General features: G+C 56.7%; 33 protein-coding genes, 1 tRNA gene and 1 other RNA gene. 17 read left to right on the top strand and 18 right to left on the bottom strand.

All coding sequences use genetic code 11. The features are described 5' to 3' along the window. Positions 1 to 79 precede the first annotated feature (79 nt). On the top strand, positions 80 to 319 hold the full coding sequence (locus ACLM45_RS08225; RefSeq protein WP_415408738.1) for a hypothetical protein: 240 nt from the start codon (positions 80 to 82) through the stop codon (positions 317 to 319). After that, complete coding sequence (locus ACLM45_RS08230; protein ID WP_415408739.1) at positions 316 to 759, top strand: TA system VapC family ribonuclease toxin; 444 nt, start codon at positions 316 to 318, stop codon at positions 757 to 759. Before ACLM45_RS08225 ends, ACLM45_RS08230 begins: the two co-directional genes overlap by 4 nt. A 52-nt stretch (positions 760 to 811) precedes the next feature. On the opposite strand, the gene ACLM45_RS08235 is transcribed toward ACLM45_RS08230, so the two are convergent. Genes ACLM45_RS08235 through ACLM45_RS08245 form a run of 3 tightly spaced genes read right to left on the bottom strand, consistent with a single transcriptional unit; the run spans position 812 to position 1,714 of the window. Beyond that, complete coding sequence (locus ACLM45_RS08235; RefSeq protein ID WP_415408740.1) at positions 812 to 985, bottom strand: hypothetical protein; 174 nt, start codon at positions 983 to 985, stop codon at positions 812 to 814. Between the two features lie 14 nt (positions 986 to 999). Then, positions 1,000 to 1,341, bottom strand: coding sequence for a nucleotidyltransferase domain-containing protein (locus ACLM45_RS08240; RefSeq protein ID WP_415408741.1), 342 nt, complete (start codon positions 1,339 to 1,341; stop codon positions 1,000 to 1,002). After that, positions 1,307 to 1,714 carry a HEPN domain-containing protein gene (locus tag ACLM45_RS08245; RefSeq protein WP_415408742.1) on the bottom strand — a complete coding sequence of 136 codons (408 nt, stop codon included), beginning with the start codon at positions 1,712 to 1,714 and terminating at the stop codon, positions 1,307 to 1,309. Before ACLM45_RS08245 ends, ACLM45_RS08240 begins: the two co-directional genes overlap by 35 nt. Before the next feature lie 221 nt (positions 1,715 to 1,935). On the opposite strand from ACLM45_RS08245, the gene ACLM45_RS08250 reads away from it, so the two are divergent. The 7 genes from ACLM45_RS08250 (at position 1,936) to ACLM45_RS08280 (ending at position 4,326) form a co-directional block, all read left to right on the top strand. Continuing rightward, entirely contained in the window at positions 1,936 to 2,352 is a 417-nt protein-coding gene (locus ACLM45_RS08250) for a nucleotidyltransferase substrate binding protein (RefSeq protein WP_415408743.1), read from the top strand. Then, entirely contained in the window at positions 2,349 to 2,696 is a 348-nt protein-coding gene (locus ACLM45_RS08255) for a nucleotidyltransferase domain-containing protein (protein ID WP_415408744.1), read from the top strand. Before ACLM45_RS08250 ends, ACLM45_RS08255 begins: the two co-directional genes overlap by 4 nt. Positions 2,697 to 2,760: 64 nt before the next feature. Then, a complete protein-coding gene (locus ACLM45_RS08260; RefSeq protein ID WP_415408745.1) occupies positions 2,761 to 3,006 on the top strand; it encodes a FitA-like ribbon-helix-helix domain-containing protein in 246 nt (81 codons plus the stop codon). After that, a complete protein-coding gene (locus tag ACLM45_RS08265; RefSeq protein ID WP_415408746.1) occupies positions 3,006 to 3,398 on the top strand; it encodes a type II toxin-antitoxin system VapC family toxin in 393 nt (130 codons plus the stop codon). The genes ACLM45_RS08260 and ACLM45_RS08265 overlap by 1 nt, the downstream gene beginning before the upstream one ends. A 30-nt stretch (positions 3,399 to 3,428) precedes the next feature. Beyond that, a complete protein-coding gene (locus ACLM45_RS08270; RefSeq protein WP_415408747.1) occupies positions 3,429 to 3,569 on the top strand; it encodes a hypothetical protein in 141 nt (46 codons plus the stop codon). Then, entirely contained in the window at positions 3,566 to 3,928 is a 363-nt protein-coding gene (locus ACLM45_RS08275) for a nucleotidyltransferase domain-containing protein (RefSeq protein ID WP_415408748.1), read from the top strand. The genes ACLM45_RS08270 and ACLM45_RS08275 overlap by 4 nt, the downstream gene beginning before the upstream one ends. Continuing rightward, a complete protein-coding gene (locus ACLM45_RS08280) occupies positions 3,925 to 4,326 on the top strand; it encodes a HEPN domain-containing protein (protein ID WP_415408749.1) in 402 nt (133 codons plus the stop codon). The genes ACLM45_RS08275 and ACLM45_RS08280 overlap by 4 nt, the downstream gene beginning before the upstream one ends. 103 nt (positions 4,327 to 4,429) lie before the next feature. Here the strand turns inward: ACLM45_RS08280 and ACLM45_RS08285 are convergent, their stop codons facing one another. The 3 genes from ACLM45_RS08285 to ACLM45_RS08295 form a co-directional block, all read right to left on the bottom strand. After that, positions 4,430 to 4,885, bottom strand: coding sequence for a hypothetical protein (locus ACLM45_RS08285; RefSeq protein ID WP_415408750.1), 456 nt, complete (start codon positions 4,883 to 4,885; stop codon positions 4,430 to 4,432). 37 nt (positions 4,886 to 4,922) lie between these two features. Further along, complete coding sequence (locus tag ACLM45_RS08290; protein WP_415408751.1) at positions 4,923 to 5,246, bottom strand: hypothetical protein; 324 nt, start codon at positions 5,244 to 5,246, stop codon at positions 4,923 to 4,925. A 95-nt stretch (positions 5,247 to 5,341) separates the two neighbouring features. Further along, positions 5,342 to 5,415 (bottom strand) — tRNA-Arg (locus ACLM45_RS08295). Between the two features lie 22 nt (positions 5,416 to 5,437). Between ACLM45_RS08295 and rnpB the strand changes: the two genes are divergently transcribed. Together rnpB and rnc are read left to right on the top strand one after the other, a co-directional pair. Beyond that, positions 5,438 to 5,835: RNase P RNA component class A (gene rnpB, locus ACLM45_RS08300), an RNA gene on the top strand. Between the two features lie 27 nt (positions 5,836 to 5,862). Further along, the gene (rnc, locus tag ACLM45_RS08305; RefSeq protein ID WP_415408752.1) at positions 5,863 to 6,585 is read left to right on the top strand and encodes a ribonuclease III; all 723 of its coding nucleotides are present in this window, start codon (positions 5,863 to 5,865) and stop codon (positions 6,583 to 6,585) included. On the opposite strand, the gene ACLM45_RS08310 is transcribed toward rnc, so the two are convergent. The 4 genes from ACLM45_RS08310 to ACLM45_RS08325 form a co-directional block, all read right to left on the bottom strand. Then, positions 6,582 to 7,403 (bottom strand): ion transporter, encoded by an 822-nt coding sequence (locus tag ACLM45_RS08310; RefSeq protein ID WP_415408753.1) that lies wholly within the window; start codon positions 7,401 to 7,403, stop codon positions 6,582 to 6,584. The genes rnc and ACLM45_RS08310 overlap by 4 nt on opposite strands. A 5-nt stretch (positions 7,404 to 7,408) precedes the next feature. Continuing rightward, complete coding sequence (locus ACLM45_RS08315; protein ID WP_415408754.1) at positions 7,409 to 7,591, bottom strand: NAD(P)H dehydrogenase subunit NdhS; 183 nt, start codon at positions 7,589 to 7,591, stop codon at positions 7,409 to 7,411. A 239-nt stretch (positions 7,592 to 7,830) separates the two neighbouring features. Next, positions 7,831 to 8,046, bottom strand: a complete 216-nt coding sequence (locus ACLM45_RS08320) for a hypothetical protein (RefSeq protein WP_415408755.1) — start codon at positions 8,044 to 8,046, stop codon at positions 7,831 to 7,833. Between the two features lie 20 nt (positions 8,047 to 8,066). Beyond that, positions 8,067 to 8,210, bottom strand: coding sequence for a hypothetical protein (locus ACLM45_RS08325; RefSeq protein ID WP_415408756.1), 144 nt, complete (start codon positions 8,208 to 8,210; stop codon positions 8,067 to 8,069). 153 nt (positions 8,211 to 8,363) lie between these two features. Here ACLM45_RS08325 and rimM point away from each other — a divergent pair, with 153 nt between their 5' ends. Next, positions 8,364 to 8,936 carry a ribosome maturation factor RimM gene (rimM, locus tag ACLM45_RS08330; protein ID WP_415408757.1) on the top strand — a complete coding sequence of 191 codons (573 nt, stop codon included), beginning with the start codon at positions 8,364 to 8,366 and terminating at the stop codon, positions 8,934 to 8,936. A 23-nt stretch (positions 8,937 to 8,959) separates the two neighbouring features. Here the strand turns inward: rimM and ACLM45_RS08335 are convergent, their stop codons facing one another. From ACLM45_RS08335 to ACLM45_RS08360, 6 genes are all read right to left on the bottom strand, one after another. After that, positions 8,960 to 10,708 (bottom strand): SLC13 family permease, encoded by a 1,749-nt coding sequence (locus tag ACLM45_RS08335; protein WP_415408758.1) that lies wholly within the window; start codon positions 10,706 to 10,708, stop codon positions 8,960 to 8,962. After that, on the bottom strand, positions 10,705 to 11,172 hold the full coding sequence (locus tag ACLM45_RS08340) for a hypothetical protein (protein ID WP_415408759.1): 468 nt from the start codon (positions 11,170 to 11,172) through the stop codon (positions 10,705 to 10,707). Before ACLM45_RS08340 ends, ACLM45_RS08335 begins: the two co-directional genes overlap by 4 nt. A 303-nt stretch (positions 11,173 to 11,475) precedes the next feature. Further along, positions 11,476 to 11,745, bottom strand: a complete 270-nt coding sequence (locus tag ACLM45_RS08345) for an HU family DNA-binding protein (protein WP_006042464.1) — start codon at positions 11,743 to 11,745, stop codon at positions 11,476 to 11,478. 126 nt (positions 11,746 to 11,871) lie between these two features. Continuing rightward, positions 11,872 to 12,981, bottom strand: a complete 1,110-nt coding sequence (locus tag ACLM45_RS08350; protein ID WP_415408760.1) for a DUF1501 domain-containing protein — start codon at positions 12,979 to 12,981, stop codon at positions 11,872 to 11,874. Continuing rightward, a complete protein-coding gene (locus tag ACLM45_RS08355; RefSeq protein WP_415408761.1) occupies positions 12,981 to 14,099 on the bottom strand; it encodes a DUF1800 family protein in 1,119 nt (372 codons plus the stop codon). The genes ACLM45_RS08350 and ACLM45_RS08355 overlap by 1 nt, the downstream gene beginning before the upstream one ends. Positions 14,100 to 14,800: 701 nt before the next feature. Continuing rightward, positions 14,801 to 16,870: a hypothetical protein gene (locus tag ACLM45_RS08360; protein ID WP_415408762.1), complete on the bottom strand. Its 2,070-nt coding sequence runs from the start codon at positions 16,868 to 16,870 to the stop codon at positions 14,801 to 14,803. On the opposite strand from ACLM45_RS08360, the gene ACLM45_RS08365 reads away from it, so the two are divergent. From ACLM45_RS08365 to rfbB, 5 genes are all read left to right on the top strand, one after another. Beyond that, positions 16,865 to 17,212 carry a hypothetical protein gene (locus tag ACLM45_RS08365; protein WP_415408763.1) on the top strand — a complete coding sequence of 116 codons (348 nt, stop codon included), beginning with the start codon at positions 16,865 to 16,867 and terminating at the stop codon, positions 17,210 to 17,212. The genes ACLM45_RS08360 and ACLM45_RS08365 overlap by 6 nt on opposite strands. A gap of 150 nt (positions 17,213 to 17,362) precedes the next feature. Continuing rightward, positions 17,363 to 18,304, top strand: coding sequence for a glucose-1-phosphate thymidylyltransferase RfbA (gene rfbA / locus ACLM45_RS08370; RefSeq protein ID WP_415408764.1), 942 nt, complete (start codon positions 17,363 to 17,365; stop codon positions 18,302 to 18,304). Then, entirely contained in the window at positions 18,294 to 18,881 is a 588-nt protein-coding gene (gene rfbC / locus ACLM45_RS08375; protein WP_415408765.1) for a dTDP-4-dehydrorhamnose 3,5-epimerase, read from the top strand. The genes rfbA and rfbC overlap by 11 nt, the downstream gene beginning before the upstream one ends. After that, the gene (rfbD, locus tag ACLM45_RS08380) at positions 18,881 to 19,789 is read left to right on the top strand and encodes a dTDP-4-dehydrorhamnose reductase (protein ID WP_415408766.1); all 909 of its coding nucleotides are present in this window, start codon (positions 18,881 to 18,883) and stop codon (positions 19,787 to 19,789) included. Before rfbC ends, rfbD begins: the two co-directional genes overlap by 1 nt. 5 nt (positions 19,790 to 19,794) lie before the next feature. After that, on the top strand, positions 19,795 to 20,868 hold the full coding sequence (gene rfbB / locus ACLM45_RS08385; protein ID WP_415408767.1) for a dTDP-glucose 4,6-dehydratase: 1,074 nt from the start codon (positions 19,795 to 19,797) through the stop codon (positions 20,866 to 20,868). 159 nt (positions 20,869 to 21,027) lie between these two features. On the opposite strand, the gene ACLM45_RS08390 is transcribed toward rfbB, so the two are convergent. Together ACLM45_RS08390 and ACLM45_RS08395 are read right to left on the bottom strand one after the other, a co-directional pair. Continuing rightward, a complete protein-coding gene (locus tag ACLM45_RS08390; protein WP_415408768.1) occupies positions 21,028 to 21,876 on the bottom strand; it encodes a Stf0 family sulfotransferase in 849 nt (282 codons plus the stop codon). Between the two features lie 440 nt (positions 21,877 to 22,316). Further along, complete coding sequence (locus ACLM45_RS08395; protein WP_415408769.1) at positions 22,317 to 23,198, bottom strand: hypothetical protein; 882 nt, start codon at positions 23,196 to 23,198, stop codon at positions 22,317 to 22,319. Positions 23,199 to 23,625: the final 427 nt, after the last annotated feature.

The following is a 23,625-nucleotide window of genomic DNA, read 5'->3' on the forward strand; positions in this document are numbered from 1 at the left end:
GATCAGCCCCCAAAGACGAGGCCGAAACAACTCGGAGACTTGATGCGCACTAAGATGCGCACATAAAAGCGTGATCGAGATGCGCACCACTCTTGAGCTGCCAGATCCTCTTTTTGCCCGCCTGAAGGCAAGGGCAGCCAGCGAGCGCCTCACCTTGAAACAGCTGCTGCACAGCTACGTGGAGCAGGGCCTGAATGCCACAACAACCCACCCAGGCATCAAGCGTTCAGCGCGAACGTTACCCCGCGTGGAGGGTCCCTTGGCCATTTCTGGCCAACAGCTGAGCAACGCCGCGTTGTTCGACCATCTCGACGAATGAGCACCACGGCTGACCTTCCTGACCTCAACGTTTGGCTAGCGCTGACATGCCCAGGTCACAGCCATCACCGACCAGCTGTGCACTACTGGGAGCAACAAGCCGCCGAACAGGTGTTGTTCTGCACGGTCACCGCCCTTGGCCTGGTTCGTCTGGTGTGTCAGCCGAAGGTGATGGGCGCGGCGGTCAAAACCGCGAAAGAGGCTTCTGCGCTGCTGGAGGCCTGCTGCCAGCAGCCGGGCGTAAGTATGGCGCCAGCGGAGCCTCAAGTCTGGGACTTGTTTCACCAACTGCTTCGCAGCGGTGAAGTGCCGGCCCGCCTTTGTACCGACGCTTATTTAGCCGCCATCGCCATGGCCAATGGCTGGCGTTTGGTGAGTTTTGATCGTGATTTTGAACGCTTTGAAGGCCTGGTGCGTTTGACATTGCCAGCAGTGCCGTAACGCCCGGGGGCATCCGATGGCGCATTGACCCCAGGCACCGGAAGCAGCCTCGTTAGAGCACCCAGCGCAGGTCGCGATTCAGCTCAGCCGCCATCGCCATGGCCAATGGCTGGCGTTTGGTGAGTTTTGATCGTGATTTTGAACGCTTTGAAGGCCTGGTGCGTTTGACATTGCCAGCAGTGCCGTAACGCCCGGGGGCATCCGATGGCGCATTGACCCCAGGCACCGGAAGCAGCCTCGTTAGAGCACCCAGCGCAGGTCGCGATTCAGCTCAGCCGCCATCCGCGACCCATCGGTTAAACGTTGCTCCAGCTCAGCCGGCGTCAGCACAAGAGCATCACAACTCAAGGGCAGCTCGGCCAAAGGCCAGAGCTGGAGGCGTTCCACTTGACCACCCCAGGCCTGTTGATCCACCAGCAACAGGTCGAGGTCACTGCCAAAACCAGCCGTACAGCGGCCATAGCTGCCGAAAATGCCCACCCGCACCAAACTCGGCACCCGCTGCTGCTGAATCACAGCCCATGCGCGGACCGCCTCAAGAACCTGGTCAGCCGTGGGCCAGCGCCACACGGATTGCGTCAACGATCGAACCGCCATGGCTGATGGCGTCGGTGCTCTGCAGGCGACCGAAATGATCTGTTGGTGCTCCTTCGGGAAAGCTATCGGGGTATTGGGTTGGGATATAGAGGGCATCGAGAACACGCAGGCGATCCTCCAGATCAGACACCGCTTGGGCCAGCTGCTGATTGAACGCAGGCGGAAGGTCACGAAAAGAGCGCCCCAAGCCGTGGCCCCAGCTTTGTTGGCCTTGCTGAAGATGCGCACCCTTCAGCGCTTTCTCAACAGCTTGATGCGAAGCAAAACAGGCCCATTCGTGATGCCCCGCATCGGCACTGAGCTGGGCCTGGGCTAGATCAGCCTGCGCCTGATGGAGCCAGTCAGCCGAACGATTCATGCACCCAGTGTGACTGAGGCTCACGCGGATCAAACACCTGCCCCCCCAGAAGAGCTGATCCACAGCAACCGTGAGCGCTGATGGCTTCCGCAGCGAACAATCGAGCGAACAAGCGGACGTCAGCTGCCGGAAAACGAGTGCTTGTCGTGCGCTTTGCCGGGGTTGCTGGAGCTGGGGTGAAGAGCTCACTAGCCTGAAGGCATGGTTCTGGCACAACAGCGTTGACGCCCGAGGACATCCGTTGGCAACAGCGCTTCAGCAACTACTGCAAAGCGCTGGCGCAGCTGGAAGCGTTTCGCGATCCCCCTGATCTCAACGAACGGGAGCAACTGGGGCTGATCAAGGCGTTCGAGTACACCTTTGAATTGGCCTGGAACACCTTGCGTGATCTGCTGCGCAATCAGGGGGCAGCCTCACTTCTGGGATCCCGCGACACCCTGCGCGAAGCCTTCCGGCTTGGCCTGATCCGGGATGGCGAAGCCTGGATGTTGATGATTCAAGACCGCAACCTCACAAGCCACACCTACAACCGGGCCACAGCCGACGCCATTGCCGGAAACATACTGGAGCGCTATCTGCCTTGCTATCAGGAGCTGCGTGAGGCCCTGCGCCAACGCCAAAAGGAGGACCTGCCATGAGCACTCCTCGTATTCCAGGCATTCCTCCATCAAGCGAGCAGGCTCTATTGGCACAGTTAACTCGCATTCCAGACCTGCAAGCGATCTGGCTGTTTGGGTCGCGGGCGATGGAGCGCCATCAACCGGGCTCCGACATCGATCTATGCCTGGACATGGCCAGTGATCAACCACTGAGCCACTGCGATCGGCTGCGATTGATTGCCGCAATCGATGACCTGCTTTTGCCGTGGACTGTGGATCTGGCCCTGCGGCAGGAGATCCCTGCTGAGCTCAATGCCCACGTGCACCGGGTGGGGCGATGCCTCTGGCGAATGGAAACCACGCACCAAGACCAGGAGCACTAGAGCGAACAGTGCATGCACCACGCATGCAGATTGAGTAAAATCAATGTTCAGGCTTGGAATAGCAATGCCGTCTTTGCAAATTCGAGATCTGCCAGCCCCCTTGCACGAAGACCTTCAGAGGCGGGCGCGGGCGAACAAGCGCAGCCTGGGCCAACAAGCCCTGCATGACCTGGAGCAACTGGCCGGAGGCGACGCAATCGAACGCCGAAAGCAAGTGTTCGCGAGCCTTAACTCGCTGTGGGACGGCAAATCACCGATGACATTGACGCCTTCCCCAGAAGAATTGATCCGCAGTGACCGAGAGCGCTGATGGCCTTCGCTTTCGTGCTGGATGCCTCAGCCGTTGTGCGCCTGATCCTGTTGGACCCGGTGGCAGCGGATTGGGCCTTGACCCTGGAAACGGCTGCGATGGTTCTTGCACCTGAACGCATGCTCACGGAAGTCGCAAACACGCTTTGGAAACTGCATAGAGCCCAACAGCTTCAAGGGGTGAATCCACAGGAGCTGCTGGACCATGCCAAGGGGTTGGTTGATCACACCGAACCCGATCGACAGTTGCAGGTGGAAGCCCTCGCACTGGCCATCCACTTCAACCACTCGGTCTACGACTGCCTGTATCTGGCCCTCGCACGCCGGGAGGCGGCCACCCTTCTGACAGCCGATCGCAAACTGCAAGCGCTGGCGAACCAGGTTTTGCCCTAGCAGCACCTCTCACGGCAGCCGTACTGCAGCATGATCACGACCACCCACTCTCATAAGCACTGGGCTGATGAAGGGGGTCACGTCACCCTCGCGCGTCGGGAAGCGGTCATCCCTGAAGTTGAGGCCACAGAGGAACGCCAGAATGTGGTCGTTGCGAAAGCGTCGGAATGACCAGCCTGCAAAAGCTGCGCCAACAACGGCATACGCAGTGGCTTTGCGACCTCCAACAACGCATCGATCACGTGCTCAGCCAGAGCGTTCCTGGTGTCAGCGCCCGGCCTGATCAGATCTATCTGTTTGGCTCCAGAGCACGAGGTGACTGGGATGGCCTCTCCGACACGGATCTCTTAGTGGTAGCCCAGAACACCGCAACAGCGGAACACTGGGCCGATCAGCTGCTCGATCACGGGGTTGCCCAGGACGCCATCGGCCTGGATCGAACAGCCTGGCACCACTTGCCTCAACACGCTTCGGTGATCTGGCGCAATGTGGCCCGTGATGCGTTGCCCCTCCTGGAGCAACAACCATGAATGCTCGGCCAAAAGCCTGGCTGCATCAAGCCAACAACGATCTTGCATTGGCCCAGCTCGCGCGCGACAACAATTTTCTGGCGCAGGCTTGCTACTACGCCTCACAAGCAGCCGAAAAAGCCCTGAAAGGTGCATTGCTGGAGCTCGGAATCGAACCCCCACACACCCACGTGCTGAATGATCTGGTGCAAAGACTGGGAGACGCTGGTTTGAACACCCAAGCCTTCCTGCTTCTTCCCTTACGAAGTCTCAGTCGCATGGCGATTCAGTCGCGCTACCCAATGGATGCCACCCCACCTTCGGATCTATTTGATCCCAGTGATGCCGATCAGGCCCTCAGCATCGCCAAAAAAGTGCTCTCCCTAGTGGAAACACTCGATCAACCAGATGAAACTTGATTAAGCAAGATATCTGGTCAATGTGCAGACCGAGGCGGTGATGTTCGTTTACATCTTCGAACTCAACCCCTCCCGCTCTCGGAGCAGGGTGCCAATCCGTTGATCAGCCCCGATCAGGCAGATCAGGGGTCTGATGAAGCAGCCGGTTCAGACGCAAGCGATCGGGATTGAGGGGGTCAGGAGCCAGCTCACCGGCCAGTTCGCGGAACTTCTGTTCGATGTCGTCTGGCACACGCACATCGAAAATGCGCTCCATCAACGCCTCAATCGAGAAGAGATGGGCATTGATGTTCTCCAAATCGGCCATGGCCTGCTGAAGCGCATCAGTGGGCTCATCCACACCACCAACTGGCGTGGCATGCACCTGACTCTCATTAGTGCGAGGCCCGTGTTGCTTCTGAAGATCCTCAAGCACACGCCCTGACAGGGTTCTGAACGACTGGAGAGCCGCCCAGCTCAGCTCCTGCTGTTGACGCAGGGTTGGATTCTCCCGGATCAGCCGGTCATGCTCCCGGTAGAAACGTTGACAATCCGGGCATTGACAGGGCTCTTCTGGCACCGACGACCCACAGCTCAACCCACATCATGGCACCTGATCAGGCGGCAAGCGGTGGTTCCGAGGAAAATCCGGTGTCATCACCATCCACCACAGCAGGCAGGGGAATCTCAATCGATGTCACCACGTGGATCACATCACGCAAGCGCATGGAATCCGCAAACCAGCCCATTGCCTGCTCAGTATCACCACGGCGCTCGGCATCGCTGGCCTGGTCCTCATGGGCCTCAGCCAACAGGGCCAGCCAACAGAGACAGCGGGCCTGAACCACCGACAGATCAAGGTCAGCAGGTTGGGAGTCGGCAATGCGCTCACTTTCCTGCTGAACAAGAAGCCTTAACCGCAGATCGTGAAGCTGGGTCATGGATCCGGTTTCGTTGCAGCAACGCTAGCGGGAGCGTGACGTATGACCACCCCACCAAATGTAGTAGTGACTACCGGTGTCAGTCATTGTCATCACGGGGCTGGCGGGACTCGAACCCACGACCTACGGTTTAGGAAACCGTCGCTCTATCCGGCTGAGCTACAGCCCCATCACGGTTCATTATGGGGTTTGAAAGCAGGCGAGGTGATCGCGACCGCACCTGAGCCTTGTGCCTAGGTGCAGTTGAGGAAAGTCCGGGCTCCCCGATGGCCAGGCTTGCTGGGTAACGCCCAGTGCGGGTGACCGTGAGGAGAGTGCCACAGAAACACACCGCCGATGGCCCCATGGGAGCAATCCCTTTGGCACAGGCAAGGGTGCAAAGGTGCGGTAAGAGCGCACCAGCAGCATCGAGAGGTGCTGGCTCGGTAAACCCCGGCCGGGAGCAAGGCCCAGGAACGACGGTTGGCCATCTGCCCCGTTCCGCCTTTGTGAGCCGCTCGAGGTCGTCGGTAACGGCGATCCCAGATAGATGATCACCCCCCTTCTGCGGAAGGGAGAACAGAACCCGGCTTATGTCCTGCTTTCACCCCTTTCAAGGCGCAGGCACAACACTGTGATGCAGGAAGCAAACCGCGATCAACAACTGCGTTCGCTGTGGAACGAACTGGGAAACCATCCTGAGCGGCTACAGCGCGAAGAGCTCGACTGCCTGAATGAAGCCCTCACCCACACTTCCAGCGGTCTGCATCCCCACCACGAGCAGCTGGAGTTTCTCGGCGATGCGGTGTTGCGCCTGGCGGCGAGTGAATTCATCGCTGTGGCCTATCCCCAGATGCCGGTGGGGGAGCGTTCCAGCCTGCGTGCCCAGCTGGTGAGTGATCGCTGGCTCACGCAGCTAGGAGAAGCCATCACGATTGAGCAGTGGTGGCGCATCGGCCCGAAGGCCAGCGGTGATCCCACCGCAGCTGCCACGATCCGCGCCGAGCTCAGTGAAGCGCTGATCGGTGCGGTGTACCGGATTGCCGGGCTGCAGGCGGTGCAGACCTGGCTGTCGCCCCATTGGCAGAGGAGCGCCGAGGCGGTGCTCGCCGATCCCCACCGGGGCAACAGCAAATCAGCCCTGCAGGAATGGAGCCAAGGCCAGGGCTTGGGTCTGCCCCGCTACGCCTGCAGCGAAATAAGCCAGCGCCATGGCGATCCGAAACGCTTTCAGGCCTCAGTGACCCTGTCGCCGGATCTTGCTGCCGACGGCTGGGGCAGATCACGGCGTGAAGCCGAACAACAGGCAGCGGAGGCTTTGATGGCGCAGCTCAAAGCCTCCAGTTCGGGTCGCGCTTAGGCCTTTCCAGCACTGGCAGGCAACGGCGCCCCGCAACGATCGCAGTGCAGGGCATCGTGGCGGTGATCGCAGTGGCCGCAACCAGCGCACACCCGCTGGTCCTGGCGCACCTGCTGCATCGCTTCCACGGTGACGATGCCAGTGGGAATCGCGATGATCCCGAAACCCAGCAGCATCACAACCGCCGCCAGCAGCTGACCCAACACGGTTTGGGGGACGAAATCGCCATAGCCCACGGTGGTCATGGTCACGATCGCCCAGTACACCCCCTGACCCACCGTCTGGAACTGGGTATTGGGATGGCTGCTTTCAATCACCACCATCAGATAGCCCAGCACCACCTGGGTCAGCACCACGAAGAACAAAAACACGCCGATGCGCCGGGCACTGGCGCGCAGGGCACGACCGAGGGTCTGCGCTTCGTCCATGAAGCGCAGCAGCTTGAACACCCGCAACACGCGGCCAAACTTGAACACCCAGAGAATCAGACCGCTGTTGATCTGCGGCACAAAGAAAAACAGCACCGCCGAGAGGTCGATTAAGCCGAAAAAGCTGCGGGCATAGGCCAGGGGCCTTGGCGAAACCCAGAGGTGCAGCAGGTAATCCGCCATGAACACCAGCAGGCACGCTCGCTCCAGCTCGCCCACCCAGGCAGGAATCTCACCGGGCGCAGCCACCCGGAGAGGGTGGGGCTCCACCAGCAAGCCGGCCACGCTGAGCAGGATCGTGCCGAAGATCAACAGGTTGTAGATCCGCCCAGCTCGGGTGTCGGAATCAAGCACCACCCGCCTCAGCCTCTGGCGTAGGGCCAGATCCATGGGAGTCAATCGGCGCTGAGGTCGCGCAGGCGCAGGGTCACCAACTTGTCCCAGTTACCGCCCTCGAAGAGCACAGCAGCACGGTCACCACTGATCCGCTGCACAAAGCCGGTGTAGCCGTTGTAAATCGACGTGGCCTCCACCACCGTCACCGTGGCACCGGGAAGAATCGGAGCAGCGGAAGCCATCGCAGGGAATCGATCAGATGCCCAGTATCGCTCCGACAGCCCACGCGCTGTCGTGCCCTAAGTCTGCGCAGGAATCGAACGGAGAGCCTGACGACCACTCTTCACAGCCATAGTGCTGAGACGGGTGTCAAAGCTGGCCAAATTCCCTGGTCATACACCGCAAGCGCCAACAGATAGGTGTCAGTGATCTGGCCAGAAAACCTGCGCTGGATGGGCCAGCAATCCATCCAAAAGCGGCATCACCTTCCCGGGGGATCCGGGGGTGTTGGGTAACGAAGATTCCCCAGAATGCGCAAGACACCATTTTGGGTGAGCGGACACGTCCCCCAACCGATTGGAACCTGATTGGCAAACCAGTGATGGGCAGCATTGTGATGAACGTGTTGAGGATCCAACAAAGCAATCAACACATTCACATCCAACAGTGCAATCCGTGCTGGATCGGACGACTGCATCACACCGACTCATCGCGCAACTAATTCACCAGCTGAAGATCGACGACAGCAGCAGGAGCCTTGCTGGCCAGCAACAGCAACCCAGAGCGCTGCTTTGGAGTCGCCTCCAATGGAACAGCCGTATGCAAGGCATCGCGCGCCAAACCACTGATCACTTCACCCACGCTGACGCCTCACTGTCTCGCCAAAGCTCATGCGGCTTCCAAGACGTCGTCATCCAACGACAGGGTGGTACGCATCAGCCATCGCGCATCAAACATCACATTAGCGATGACATCCAACCGCCTCTGGCGTGAAGCGATGATCAACCAACGATCGTGAACGCTTCAGTGGTGATCCCAGCCTTTCCACCCAGTGACGTCCAAGAGGAAGACCACTGGCTTCCGGTGGGCAAAGTCGTTGGCGCCCAGGGGCTGCGGGGCGAACTGCGAGTGAATCCGGCCAGCGACTTCCCCGAACGTTTCACCCAGCCAGGCCCCCGCTGGCTGCAGGCGAAAGGATCAGCGCCAAGAGAGATTGAACTCATCTGCGGCAGGCAGCAACCGGGCAAAAGCCTGTTCATCGTGCGTTTCAGGGGCATCGACAACCGCAGTTCCGCCGAAGCACTGGTGGGACAGACGCTGCTGGTGCGGGCGGATGATCGGCCTCAGCTTGAGGAAGGGGAGTTCCATCTGCTCGACCTCGTGGGCCTGGAAGCACGGTTGAGCCGTGAGGCAGAGGCGATCGGCACCGTGACGGATCTGATCAGCGGCGGCAATGACCTCCTAGAAATCACCCGGCCCAACGGCCGCAAGCTGCTGGTGCCCTTTGTGGAGGCGATTGTGCCGGAAGTAAATCTACAAGACTGCTGGATCCTGCTCACACCACCACCAGGACTACTGGAGCTCTAGGCCACGACTGACTTCACAACCACTCACCACAGCAGGAGAGCCGGCACCAGCAGGGAATAGCTCAACGACAGGGGCCAGCCAAAACGAAAGAAGTCGAGAAAGCGATAACGCCCTGGGGAAAACACCATCAAGTTGGTTTGATAGCCGATCGGTGAGAGGAAGCTCTGGCTGGCGGCGAACACCACGGCGATGGCGAAGGTCATCGGCGACAGATTCAGGCCTTCAGCCACCGCGCCGGCGATCGGCAGCAGCAGAGCAACCGCGGCGGCATTGCTCAACAATTCCGTAGCCACGAGCGTGACCACGTAGATCACCACCAAGCCCACGTAGGCGGACCGGCCCTGCAGCGCCTGGAGCAAGGCATCGGCCACCTGCGCGGCGAGACCGGTTTTCTGCAGCGCCACACTGAAGCTGTAGATGCCCCCGAGTAAGAGATAAAGATCCCAGCGGATCGATCGCAGGGCCGTACCGGCATCGAGGCAGTTGCCGATCACCAGTACCCCAACCCCCAGGAGCACAGCCGCCACCAGCGGAATCAGCTGGAAACCCGCCAGCAGCAGCACCAACACCATCACCGTTACCGCCAATCCCTTGCGGTGGGTGCTGGGCAGGTCGTCATCCAGCTGATCGAGCACCACCAGATCACTGGTCTGCTGCAAACCACGCAAGGCATCCAACGGTGCCTGGAGCAGCAGCATGTCGCCTTCCCGCAACACGAGCCGGCCGAGGCGGTCCCTGAGAGTGCTGCTGGCGCGGTTCACTGCCAGCACCGTGGCATTAAAGCGTTGGCGGAAGCGCAATTCCCGCAGGGTGGCGCCAGCGAGCAGGGAGCCTGAAGGGACCAGCACTTCGGCATGGCGCAGCTGATCCAAACCATCGGCAAGCAAGGTTCCGGCCAGATCCACCATGCGGTCCTGCTGAAGGCGCAACAGTTCCTGGCGATTGCAGCGCAGCAGCAAGCGATCACCGGCCTGCAGACGCAACTGAGCCAGCGGTGGCTGCAGTCGCTGGCCTTGACGGTGCACATCCAGCACATCCACATCAAAGCGACGCTGCAATCGGCTGCTGCGCAGGGTCACACCGCAAAGGGGGGAGACCGCAGGAAGCACCACTTCCGTGAGATAGCCGTCCTGACTGAGGGACCTGAGGTTTTCAGCCTCGGGCTGACCATGATCAGGAAGCCAGCGGCTGCCGAGCACGAGATACACAGCCCCGAGCAGCCAAACGGGGACGCCGATGGTGGTGAAACTGAGCAATTCCAGGCGGCCATAGCCAAGGCTGGTGACCAGATCGCTGGCCAGCAGGCTGGTGGAGGTACCGATCAGCGTGAGCGTGCCACCAATCAAGGTGGCGAACGAAAGGGGCATCAAAATGCGCGAAGGGCTCACCCCCCGGCGCTGGCACCAGCCCTGAAGCACGGGCATCAGGATCGCCACAATCGGCGTGTTAGGGATCAACCCGGAGATCGGTGCCACCACAAAGCCGAGCACAGCCATCAGCTGGGTGGGGGTGCGGATGCGCGGGGACGCCAGAAGCTCACGCAGACGATCCAAGGCGCCGCTGTGCAACAGCCCGTTCGCGAGTACAAACAGACCCAACAAGGTGATCAGAGCCGGACTGCCAAAACCAGCCAGGGCCTCTGAAGGCGTGAGCACGCCGGTAGCAATCAGCAGGGCGGCGGCCGTCAAGGCCACGAGTTCTGGTGCTAGCCAGCCACCGATGAAGGTGACGATGGCCAGCACAAGCAGAACAGCGGTGATCGCAGCACTCAAGAGCGGGACACGCGGGAGAAAAAGCCGGTGAACTTGTTGTTGTTGCTGAACGAGCAGCTATGGAAGCGCAACGGTCCGAGCTTGAACGAATCGCCAGCATCAATGCGCTGCTGGATCTCGGAGGCGAGTGCCTTGGCGACACTCTTCACGGCCTTGGCCTCAAAGCCACTGGACTCGCTGACGTCCTTCACCCAGTCGCGGAAAGCGGTGGCAGGGATCTTCTCGCTCTCAGACGGTGCAGAGCCAGAATCAGTCTCGTCAGGGTCTTCAGTTAATAGGGGCTCATCACTGGTTTCCGTGTTGTCACTGAAGCCGTCCAGCAAGGGAACAAGCTTTTGGGCTTCCTGCAGTGAAAGACGCTGATCCAGGGGCAGCAGATTGGGATACGAACGGAATACCTGATCCCATGGGCAATTGCGGAGCCAACCATCGGGAAGTTCCGAGGGTGAACCAAACAACGCCACCTGCATTTTGCCGTCGGCAAGGAAGCATTTCAGTTCGCGGATGGTTTCGATAACCTCCAGAGAAACAGAATCACCCCCTTTATCAGATGGCTCGGATTCCCAGAGGGGCTGTGGAGCTACGTTCTGATCAGATGAACCTTTGCCGAAAAAATTAGAAAGATTTTTTAACATAATAAAAATCCATAGGGTCAATCAAATCAAGCTTTTAGAGAAAAAAATCCGCGACGAGGTTGAAGCATTTCCCACGCCGCGGATAGAAGCAATTCCCTTTGGTCACATCCAGTGGATGCAACAGCAATTCAATTAGCCCACCTCCTCTGTCGCGCTGTCTTCTTTCACCGTGCGGCGGCGAAGCGTTGCTGTCTTGCGCTCAGGGCGAGCAGGCTTATCGCCTTCTGCTTCCCGAGCGGGCTGCGTGCGAGGAGTGAATACAAGCCCCGGGAGTTGGAGCTTTTCGCCATTGTCAATGGCTTCACCTATGCGCTCAAGAAGCGCTTTAGTGATCTTGCGCACTTTTCCTGCCGGAATTTTTTCCGCTTCAGAAATAGACGCTGTGATGTCTTTGATGCTCATGAGCTACCTCATCGAGGTGAGAATGAAAGGGTTATTCGTCGCTATCCGCGACCCCTTGCTTTTCAATATATCCGATCGTTCACCACTTGAATACGATTCAATCCAGATTCCAAACAGCACACTGGGTCACGCCCCCAAAGCCAACACCCGGCGATACAGCTGCTCAGGCGACTGAGTGGGCTGTAGATCACCGCGGTCGTCCAGGTCGCTCAAGCTCGGATACGTGCCGAAGAACGGCCCTGGGATGCGATCACCCATCAACAGAGCCACAGAAGCACTGCCGTGATCGGTGCCGCCCGACCCGTTTTCCTGCAGCCTGCGCCCGAACTCACTCACCGCCAACAACGTCAGCGCCGGCCGCTGCTTCATGCCCTGCAAGCCAGCATCCAATCCCGCCAAAGCCAGGGCCAGCTGGTTGAGCACCCGCTGATGGCGGCGGCCCTGGTTGTTATGGGTGTCATAACCACCCTGGGCCAGGGCCAGCACCGGCGGGCACTGGCCACTGCCGATCAGACGCAGGGCCAGCGCCACCTGCCGGCCCAAGCTGCCCGCCGGTAAGTCCAGCCCCACCGGCGGTGGGGCCAGGGCGCCGCGTAGCCGTTCCAGCTCCCTGGCACCGGCGGATTCCAAAGCGATCATCTGACGCAACACCGGACTGGCCTCCACCACCAGTGGGCTCGGTGCCTGCAAGGATCGGCCTAGCAATTGCGCAGGCCCCAGCTGCAGCGCCAGCGGCGTACCGCCTTCCGTGGCGGCACACCCGGACGCATCCAAAGCCACCAGTGGCCCGGACTGGGCCCTGGTGCCGTAGGCCCGGGCCAGCCAGCCGGCTCCCTCGCCGGATGCATCACCCACGGCCCATTGATCCGCCGCCTTGAAATGGCTGCGCTTGGGGCTGGACCAGCCCACGCCGAGGGCAAAGCCCAGGCGTCCACGCCGCCAGAGAGGTGCCAACGGCGCCAGGGCCGGATGCAGGGCCAACCCATCGGCAAGAGCGATGGCGTCATTGCCGAGGGCCAGGGTGGGCCGGGCCCGGCGGTAGACAGGATCAGCCACGGGCGCCAGAGTATTGAGGCCGTCGTTACCGCCGCGCAGCTCCAACAGCACCAAAACGTGCGACGACGACGCTCCCCTGCCGGAAGCAAAGGCCTGCGCCAGCGCCCCCAAGCCGCCGGTGGCGGCAGCAGCGGCAACACCGGTGAGCAGGGTGCGGCGGGAGAGATGAAGCTCAGACATCAGCGCAAGGCAGGAGACAGACCCAGCTGCCACACCGGATCAGCGAAGAGGGCAGCGACGCTGTCGCGATCGGCGGCGGCCGGCAAAGCCAGAGCCAACGGCGGCAGATCGGTGAGGTTGGCGGCCAAGGTGGATGGCAGTTGACGCGTGTCCCAAACCTCCTCATCGGCCAGCAACTGCTGCAAAGTGCGGCGGCGGGCCTGCAACCAGCGCAGGTTCAACCATTCCTCATTTACCGGCCACCCCTTCACCGACGGTGGTTCAAACGGTGCCTGCCCCATGGCACGCAGACCACGCAGGCTGATCGCAATCGCATCGGGATGGTCACTGCCCAACAACTGCAGGCTGCGCACCACCAGCTCCAGAGGATCGCGCAGACGCAGGCCCTGGCGCTGACTCTGCTCAGCCTCCGGCGAGGAGGCCAAGGTTTGCATCAGCCAAGGCAGAGACAGATCCTGCGCCCGCCAGGCGGTGGAAACGGCCTCGAGCCGTTCCGGAGAGGGTTCGGTGCCGATGCAACGCCGCCACACACGGCGCGCGATGTGACGGGCGGTGGCTGGCTGTTCGGCCAACCAAGCCGCCAGGCTGGGGGCCTCAAAGGCCTCCGTGCGCCCGAGGATGGTGTGAGGCCCCGGATCATGGCGGCGGGGCATGAGCTCCATCTGACCATCGGCTTTTAGGCGATAGCCGGTGAGGGCCCGGGCGGCTTCCTTCACATCGCCTTCGCTGTAGTTGCCTTCCCCGAGAGAAAACAACTCCAGCAGCTCCCGCGCCAGATTTTCATTGGGATTGCGCCGGTGATTGGATGGCCCATTGAGGGAAATCTGCAGGGCAGGATCGAGCAGCATCGCCTCGAGCAACTGGCCGTAGCCACCATCGAGATGCTCTCGAATCGTCGCCATGCTGATGGTCAAGAGACCGGGACGTGCACCGAGTTGACGGCGATTGACAGCGAACAATCCGAGCCAGAGCTGTACTTGCCAGGCCTCACGGCCTGCTGGCCCAGATGCCTGCAGGTTCTCCAACCAACCCTGCTGCAGATCTTTGGTCTGCTGGCGCTTGCAGCTGCGCTTTTCATCCCGCGGCAAAGCCTTGCAATTGGGAACTGAAGTAACCAAACAGCTGCAAGGGAAGGTGTAATAGGACTGTAGTGCGTATGGCTGCTCCATTGAGCAGCAGTGGCATCTGGAAATACCTTGAGAGTCGACAAATTCACCCCGACATCATGTTGAGATCGCCGGGGAATCTCAGCAATTCAGGAATACGTGCAAACGTTGCGGTCATCGACTCGAGAGATGAGGTACCGCAGTTGCTTGAGGGTCTCCGAACACTGGACAACCGCGGCTATGACTCTGCAGGTGTAGCCAGTGTGGAGGCAGGGCAGTTGCAAGCAGACATGCCATCGCGACCAACCCAGAAGCTACTGATCCAAGCCGTAACACTGCAGTGTTAGCGGTCCATCGCAAGCGCCTGGAAGAGCTCTGGCGTGAACATTGAAAAAGCTGCCGTAAGACCCCTCCAATACGAGGGGTCATCTACATCGACAGATGCAGCACCTGCTTGATGCCGATTAGCCTGAGCGATGGCCAATAGCAATGACAGAAGGATCAAACAAAAACAAAAGAAGCGCAGCAAGAAGCCGCACTTACCCTACTGCAGCCCCATCAGGTGCAGGAAGAACTTGAGAACTATCTCTTGAATTCACGCTCCAAGGATGAATAATTCTAGCGATACAATCAACAAACGAACGATGGAAAGAGAGTGATTGCGGCAATCAGCCGATCGCGAGCACAATTCAACGCCGAATCACTTCTCAGAATTAATCGGAGCTATCAGACAGTTTCAACTTTTTCTTAATTTCCATCAGGAAAGCACTGTTGATGTCCACCTGATCTAAGTATTGAGCTGTTTGATAAACGTCAGACTCTTCAACATCACCAGAACGACGCTTGCGCAGGTAGCCAGCGAGCGCAGAATTGAGCTCCTGATTATCGGGATGGTCCACCAAAGCTTGAACCAAAACGTCAATAGCACGCTCCAAGTTTCCGTTGCGTTCTGCATCGGCTGCATTCGCCAGCAAGCGGTGGAACTGCACTTCATCAAGACAACGTTGAACTTGTTCACTAAAGCCTTTGACCCTATGAACAGAAAGATCAGTCCAGATACGAAGAGCAGCATCAAGTTGACTCAGATCCTTTAGAGCCAAAGCTTTGTAGTGGAACAGCCAGAGCGAGTCAAAATCATGCGCGATCGCTATCTCCAACAGATCAATCGACAACTGCGCCTGGCCATCTCTGCGAGCTTCAAACGCTTCTTTTAAAATCAATTTCACTAGATCCAGATTTTCCGTGTCTGCATCACGAACGGGCAAATGCAGCGCTGATCGTTTGGCCTGATCCAAACGCGCATGCAGATCAGCCAACACTGCTCCCGCTTGCTCTCGTTGCTGCTCAGCCAGAAGCTCCTGCGTTGCCTCGAGTTGCCCTTTCACTTTCTCGGTGAATTCTGGAAGTCCATCGAGATTGGTAAGAGCACTCCACACCGCGATCGCACCAGCCAGATCACCCATCTGCCGCAAGGCCAACGCCTTGTTGTGCACAAGCCAGAGCGAATCAAACCCATGCGCGATTGCTGTCTCGAGCAGATCAAGTGACAGTTTCGCTTGCTGATCATTCCGCGCTGCAATCGCCTCTTTTAAAATCAACGTCTGCAGATCGAGCTCTTCTGTATCTGCATCACTGTCTGGCAAATGCAGCGCTGATCGCTTGGCCTGATCCAAAAACCCATGCAGATCAGCCAACACTGCTCCCGCTTGCTCTCGTTGCTGCTCAGCCAGAAGCTCCTGCGTTGCCTCGAGTTGCCCTTTCACTTTCTCGGTGAATTCTGGAAGTCCATCGAGATTGGCAAGGTCACTCCACACCACGATCGCACCAGCCAGATCACCCATCTGCCGCAAGGCCAACGCCTTGTTGTGCACAAGCCAGAGCGAATCAAACCCATGCGCGATTGCTGTCTCGAGCAGATCAAGTGACAGTTTCGCTTGCTGATCATTCCGCGCTGCAATCGCCTCTTTTAAAATCAACGTCTGCAGATCGAGCTCTTCTGTATCTGCATCACTGTCTGGCAAATGCAGCGCTGATCGCTTGGCCTGATCCAAAAACCCATGCAGATCAGCCAACACTGCTCCCGCTTGCTCTCGTTGCTGCTCAGCCAGAAGCTCCTGCGTTGCCTCGAGTTGCCCTTTCACTTTCTCGGTGAATTCTGGAAGTCCATCGAGATTGGCAAGGTCACTCCACACCACGATCGCACCAGCCAGATCACCCATCTGCCGCAAGGCCAACGCCTTGTTGTGCACAAGCCAGAGCGAATCAAACCCATGCGCGATTGCTGTCTCGAGCAGATCAAGTGACAGTTTCGCTTGCTGATCATTCCGCGCTGCAATCGCCTCTTTTAAAATCAACGTCTGCAGATCGAGCTCTTCTGTATCTGCATCACTGTCTGGCAAATGCAGCGCTGATCGCTTGGCCTGATCCAAAAACCCATGCAGATCAGCCAACACTGCTCCCGCTTGCTCTCGTTGCTGCTCAGCCAGAAGCTCCTGCGTTGCCTCGAGTTGCCCTTTCACTTTCTCGGTGAATTCTGGAAGTCCATCGAGATTGGTAAGAGCACTCCACACCGCGATCGCTCCGGCCAGATCTCCCATCTGCCGCAAGGCCAACGCCTTGTTGTTCAACATCCAGCACGAATCAAACCCATGCGCGATAGCTGTCTCGAGCAGATCAAGTGACAGTTGCGCTTGTTGATCATTCCGTGCTGCAATCGCTTCTTTTAAAATCAACGTCTGCAGATCTAGATCTTCTATAGCTGCATCACTCTCTGGTAGATGCAAGGCACTCCGCCCGCAAGCATGAATGAAAGAGCGAAGAGACTTGAGAAGCAAGAGATCAGACTGAGAATCCTGCTGCCGCCCAGCGCCTGCATTCATTTTCCTTGGATAAACTTAATTTGTATTTTATCTAATACTAGCACAGCTCTTCGCTCCAAATCCACGCCACTGCCAATCGCTGCAAATCCTCTCGATCCACAAAAGGTACAAACCTCCAACACTTTTTGGCCAACCAAATATCGACTCGCCTTTTTTTCAAAAAAGATTGCTCAAAACCCGACTACCATTATCAAATTGCCCACATCATCGCCGGTATCAATCTCAACAACAAAACAAGCTACATAGCAAACTAATCCACCTCAACCCAGCCTCTTGTTACAATACACACTAAGAAGTCGATAAAAAAGTCAGATTCGCGCCTGCTCGCGCAACACGCGCAGTGCTTCCCAAGCGGCTGAATGTTGTGCTATGCAATCAAAACTTCCAAGACCTCCGATGGCGTCGAAGCAAGTGTCGAGGCGTGGAATCATTCTTGCCGGCGGCAGTGGTACGCGCCTGCATCCCATCACCCAGGCGGTGAGCAAGCAGCTGCTGCCGGTGTATGACAAACCGATGATCTTTTATCCACTCAGCACTCTCATGCTGGCGGGGATCCGCGAGGTGCTGATCATCACCACACCCCACGACCGCGATGCCTTTGAACGTTTGCTTGGCGACGGCAGCCGCTGGGGCATGACGATCGACTACGCCGCACAACCCAGCCCCGACGGCCTAGCCCAAGCGTTCCTTATCGGCGCTGACTTCTTGGATGGAGCACCCGCTGCACTGGTGCTGGGCGACAACCTCTTCCACGGCCACGACCTCATCCCCCAGCTCAAAAGCTGCAACGAGCAGGAGCGCGGTGCCACGGTGTTTGCCTATCCGGTCAGCGATCCAGAGCGTTATGGCGTTGCTGAATTCGATGCCGAAGGCCGCGTGCTCAGCCTGGAGGAAAAGCCGGCCCAACCCAAAAGCCGCTACGCGGTCACAGGTTTGTATTTCTACGACGCATCCGTGGTGGAACGCGCCCGCCAGGTGAAACCCTCAGCCCGCGGTGAGCTGGAAATCACCGACCTTAATTTGATGTATCTCAAGGATAGGGCTTTACGGGTGGAGCTAATGGGCCGGGGCATGGCCTGGCTCGACACCGGCACCTGCGACTCCTTGCACGAGGCCTGTGGCTACATCCGCACCCTCGAGCATCGACAAGGACTGAAGGTGGGCTGCCCTGAAGAGGTGGCCTGGCGCCAGGGGTGGATCAACGATGAGCAACTGGAATGCCTGGCCCAGCCCCTCAAAAAAAGCGGTTACGGCACCTACCTTCTCCAGGTGCTTGAAGAAAGCACTGGAGACCACGCCGCTCTGCAGCGCTCATTGGAGATCAACCATGCAAGTTGAACCATTGCAAAGCCCCCAGGGGGCCACCATCGATGGACCATTGCTGATCAGCCCGCGTGCGTTCGGCGATGAGCGCGGCTGGTTTTTTGAAAGCTGGAATCAGCGCAAATTCGATGAGGCCGCTGGTGAAACTGTTGTGTTCTCCCAAGACAACCACTCCCGCTCCGTCCAGGGGGTGCTACGGGGCTTGCATTACCAGTTGGCGCCGGAACCACAGGCCAAGCTGGTTCGAGCCAGCATTGGCGAAATCTTTGATGTGGCGGTGGACATCCGCCAGAGCTCAGCCACTTTCGGGCAGTGGGTGGGTGCCCACTTGAGTGCGGAGAACAAGCAACAGCTGTGGGTGCCAGAGGGCTTTGCCCATGGGTTTCTCACCTTGAGCCCTGTCGCTGAAGTGCAGTACAAGGCCCGGGGTTTCTGGAACAAGGAGTGTGAGCGGGCCATTGTTTGGAATGACGCGAGCATCAACATCCAGTGGCCCCTCGATCAGCTGGACGGGGCTGAGGTGAGCCTGTCGAGCAAAGATGCAGAGGCTGCGTCCTTGGTTCAGGCCAAGGCAGCTGGAGACGTGTTCTGATGAAAGTCTTACTCACTGGTGCTGCAGGCCAGCTCGGGCAGGCCTTGATCGACGCTGCGCCGGCAGGCATGGAACTCCTGGCCAGCAGCCGCAATGGCGGTGAGGGCCTTCTGGCCCTGGATTTAGCTGATGCAGCGGCGTGCCGGCAGGCGGTGGCTGAGCACCACCCAGATTGGGTGCTCAATGCCGGCGCCTACACCGCTGTCGACAAAGCAGAAGCGGAGCCGGAGCTGGCTGTGGCCGTCAATGGAGGTGCCCCACGTGCCTTTGCAGAAGCTATCCGGGAGCATGGAGGCCAATTGCTGCAACTCAGCACCGACTTCGTCTTCAACGGCCAGCAGGGGTCCCCTTACCGAGTGGATCAGAACCGCGATCCACTGGGAGTGTATGGCACCAGTAAGGCTACCGGTGAGGAGGCGGTGGAAGAGCTGCTGGGCGCGAGCGGCCAGGGTTTGGTGCTGCGCACCAGCTGGGTGATCGGGCCGGTCGGTAAGAATTTTGCGCTCACCATGCTGCGCCTGCATCGAGACAAAGAGCAGTTAGGCGTGGTGGCCGATCAGGTGGGCTGCCCGAGCAGCACCCTCAACCTCGCCAATGCCTGTTGGCAAGCCATTCAGCGCCACAGCCAAGGCGTCGCCCTCCTGCCGGTGTTGCACTGGTGTGATGGCGGGGCTGCCAGCTGGTACGACGTATCCGTGGCCGTGGGTGAGCTGGGAATGGAACTGGGTCTGCTGGAATGTGCAGCCACAGTGAATCCGATCACAACCGCCGACTATCCAACGCCGGCCAAAAGACCGAACTACTCACTGCTGGATTGCCAGGGCAGCCGTCAGGTGCTGCAGCTGCAGGCCCAGCCCTGGCGCGCAGCCCTCAAGGATGTGCTGCAGGCCATCCCCACGACCTCTTGATAGTGATGACCAACTCCATGCCAAATGCTGCTGAACTGCTGGGATCCCGGCGGCGAGTGCTGGTCACCGGTGGAGCCGGCTTCATTGGCGGTGCTGTGGTGCGACGCCTGCTCCGCGAAAGCGACGCCATCGTGTTCAACCTCGACAAGATGGGCTACGCCAGCGATCTCACCTCAATTGAGGAAGTGCTGAGCGAACTCGGAGATGGGGCTGACCAACGCCACGTGCTGCAACAGGTCGACCTCGCAGATGCCACAGCTGTACGCGAGGCGGTGCAGGCGGCGGATCCGGATCTGGTGATGCACCTGGCGGCCGAAAGCCACGTGGACCGATCCATCGCAGGCCCAGGCGTGTTCATCGAGAGCAACGTCACGGGGACCTACAACCTGCTTCAGGCACTAAGAGAGCACTACGACACCATCAACGGTGAGCGCAAAGAGCACTTCCGCCTGCACCACATCAGCACCGATGAGGTCTTCGGCTCCCTGGGCGCAGAGGGGCGTTTTTCAGAAACGACACCGTATGACCCACGCAGCCCCTATTCCTCCAGCAAGGCGGCCAGTGACCATCTGGTGAGCGCCTGGCACCACACCTATGGCTTGCCAGTCGTGCTGACGAACTGCTCCAACAACTACGGCCCCTGGCAATTTCCCGAAAAACTGATTCCAGTCGTCACGCTCAAGGCAGCAGCTGGTGAGCGTATTCCGCTCTATGGCGATGGACTGAATGTAAGGGACTGGCTCTATGTCGAAGACCATGTGGATGCGTTACTGCTGGCGGCATGCAGGGGCGAATCCGGCCGGAGTTATTGCGTTGGTGGCTACGGCGAACGCACCAATCGCGAAGTGGTGGAGTGCATCTGCGGACATCTCGATCAATTGTTGCCGGGGAAGACACCACATCAGGATCTGATTGAAATGGTGAGGGACCGCCCCGGTCATGACCGGCGTTATGCCATTGATCCAACGCGGATTGAAACGGAACTGGGATGGTCACCGCAACATGATTTCTCAACAGCGATTGAATCAACAGTCCGTTGGTATTTAGAGCATCTAAAATGGCGTTGCAACAAGGATTAAACCGAACATTTGCTTGGCTAGTCGGTCAAAGACCTGGAATCAGCAACAGATCCGAATCATTAGATCAACATCTCAAGCCCAAGCAACCAACATCCAAACAAGCAGAAAATTTCAACCGAAAACCATATCAACCCACTTACTCAAAAAGCCAGCAGTACCTCATTTATTCATTTTAACAATGTCAGCAAGAAATTGAAAATACCATTCATCATTTTTATTATTAGAAAGCTTAACCATGCGACGCCTTGGGAAAGAGTCTTTCTCGACAGCGAAATCAATCCCGACATGCCTAGAGATCAAATTCAGGTAGTCACAATTACCTTGAGCGCACAGATCCTCATAACTTAAAATTAAAGGATGAATAGAATTAACCGAGAAGAAATTAGACCAAACGATGTTTTCTAAAACAATGTTCTGACAGTGGCGTTTAATTTTTTGAAAATCATAACGAGCATCACGGTTATAGGAAGACGAGTAACCCTGCAACAAATTGCCAGCAAAATGGTTGTCATCCTTATTCTGGGTCGCATGATTAACCTTTGTCTCGGTCGACATGTGACGACTAATAGCCTGTCTCAAAGTGTCGTTTCTTTTAACATAAATCCACTTAGAATTCTTGAATAATTCAGCAACATTTGGCAAAAATTGCGTCGCGTTGATCGCGGAAGATTCAATCAGCTTGCGCTCAATACATTGCAGCTGATCAGCCATGATTTTCACAGAAGAAAAACCATTTGCGCCTTTCGACTTGCGCACAATAGAATTTAATTCACGTTCAATATGAACAATTTTTTCGCTCTTATACCAAGGGATAAAGTACTCTTCGGGGACACCAAAGACATGAGCATTTCTCATATCTTCAAGGATCATTGTTGAGCCGCACCTTTGAGTCGCTGCTAAAACTAAATCAATCACCTCGTCAACGCACGCAGTGGGTCCTCTCAATTGTAAATCAACGCAAGACACTGAACCCCAAAAGCCGGGGCATGACGCAATCTCTCCATCCAAAAAACTGAATAATTCAATCAGCAAACTAAATCGTCGATATTCATTGATCAGCTAAGGGAATCATTCCGCCAGCAGGCTTCTATTCCTCGCAACAAATCAGCCCAGCACTTGCTACACAGTTAGCGCCCAATTACATACACGATCACAACAAGAACAAAACCGACAAAAATCGCCTCAAGGATCTATCACAGTCACAACTGACAAAAGCAATCAGATGCAAACAATCCAGTTCACCTTCCAACACGTGAATTCAAATATACGGCCAACGAAGGGCAAATGTTCAACACAGAACTTTTGCAACTAATTCATGCATAATTAGCAAGCAAGAGAGCGTCACAATAGCTGTATAGAAAGGTCTCACTGAGCCAATACAAAAGCGAAAAAGAGAGTGCAGAGAATGCCACACCTTATCATTTGAATACCACAAAGCAATTAATAAATTAGTCAGAATAGCCAATCACCTCCAACAATCTCTGAAGCATTTCCCGAGACTGTTTCCCGGAGGTGGGCAATAAAGTCCGACAAACCTTTGCAATTCGAAATTCACTAGTGTCAAAAAGTTGGCTCAAATAAGAATCTCGGTCACGCAGGAGGTCAGATTCAAATTCATAGTAACAATAAAGCTTTGTTTTACTTAATCCAGACAAACAATTATCTAGAAGACAGAGCTGCCTCAAGATAATGCCAAGCTGATCAACGATCATGCAATGATAATTAGGATACTTTTCAAGCTTTTTCAAAAGATGTTTTTCAAAATCAATCGCATCTTTATCCGTCTTAATATGTGTCGGAAGTCCCATGGAGTTGATCAGCCTTGAGATGGCTTGCTTGAGTTTGTTTTTTCTATCGAGCCTAACAAGGCGGTACAACCTGGATTGATCGATACATTTGAGCTCATCAATAAAAAAAGACGATAGCTGCGCATAAGAGCAATTGAGTGCACGCTTTTTATCAGTACAAAGAAAACCCAACCAACCAACATAGTCGATCATAACTTTAAGGATGGTAAAATCCGAACCATCAAAGGACTGCAGAATATTTTCAATCATGACTGATACTTTTTCGGGCTCTATTGAACACCTGGCAAATCCCTGAAGTAGCGGTATAAATGACTCTGTTGGCGAATAAGAGAGGCACAATGAAGATTGTATGTCTTGGCACAAAAGCGTTGAGCCAGTTCGCTGCGTCGTCAGGATAACAACAAGATTATTTTTGATTTGCCGCAAATTGATATGACTAGCACAGCCAGCATAGTGACTATACTTTTTCCGTAAATGACTAAACTGGACTTCTTTGTCGATCAGTATTTTTGCCAACGCCATTGAACGACTATGTCTTAATTAAGTAATCATAACACGCATGCGCTTACATCGGAACTGCAAAAATAAAATTGCCAGAAAACAAACGCCCCCTATAGATTGCAGCAAAAACAAATTCTCCACAGACAAACGAGGTTGAAACGCATTCACAAAACACCTGAAAATCTTATGTAAAATCATCTTGAATAAAGCAAGGCTAGAACACAAGATTGATAAAGACTTATTCTTCTGGCATGGGAGATAATAAATCGAATGGCAACAAATAAACTCACCAAAAAACAATCAGCTTGAAGAGTTTCATTGCACCAATGGTGATTCAAGTCTTCAGCTCAGTGCTCTGACCATCAATAGACAGACCCAGATTTTCTAAAAGCACCAATCATTCGCTCATAGGCGGGTCATGGACACTGATCGCAGCTCTCCTTGATGA

This window comes from Synechococcus sp. A10-1-5-9, assembly GCF_047716785.1.
GTDB lineage: Bacteria > Cyanobacteriota > Cyanobacteriia > PCC-6307 > Cyanobiaceae > Synechococcus_C.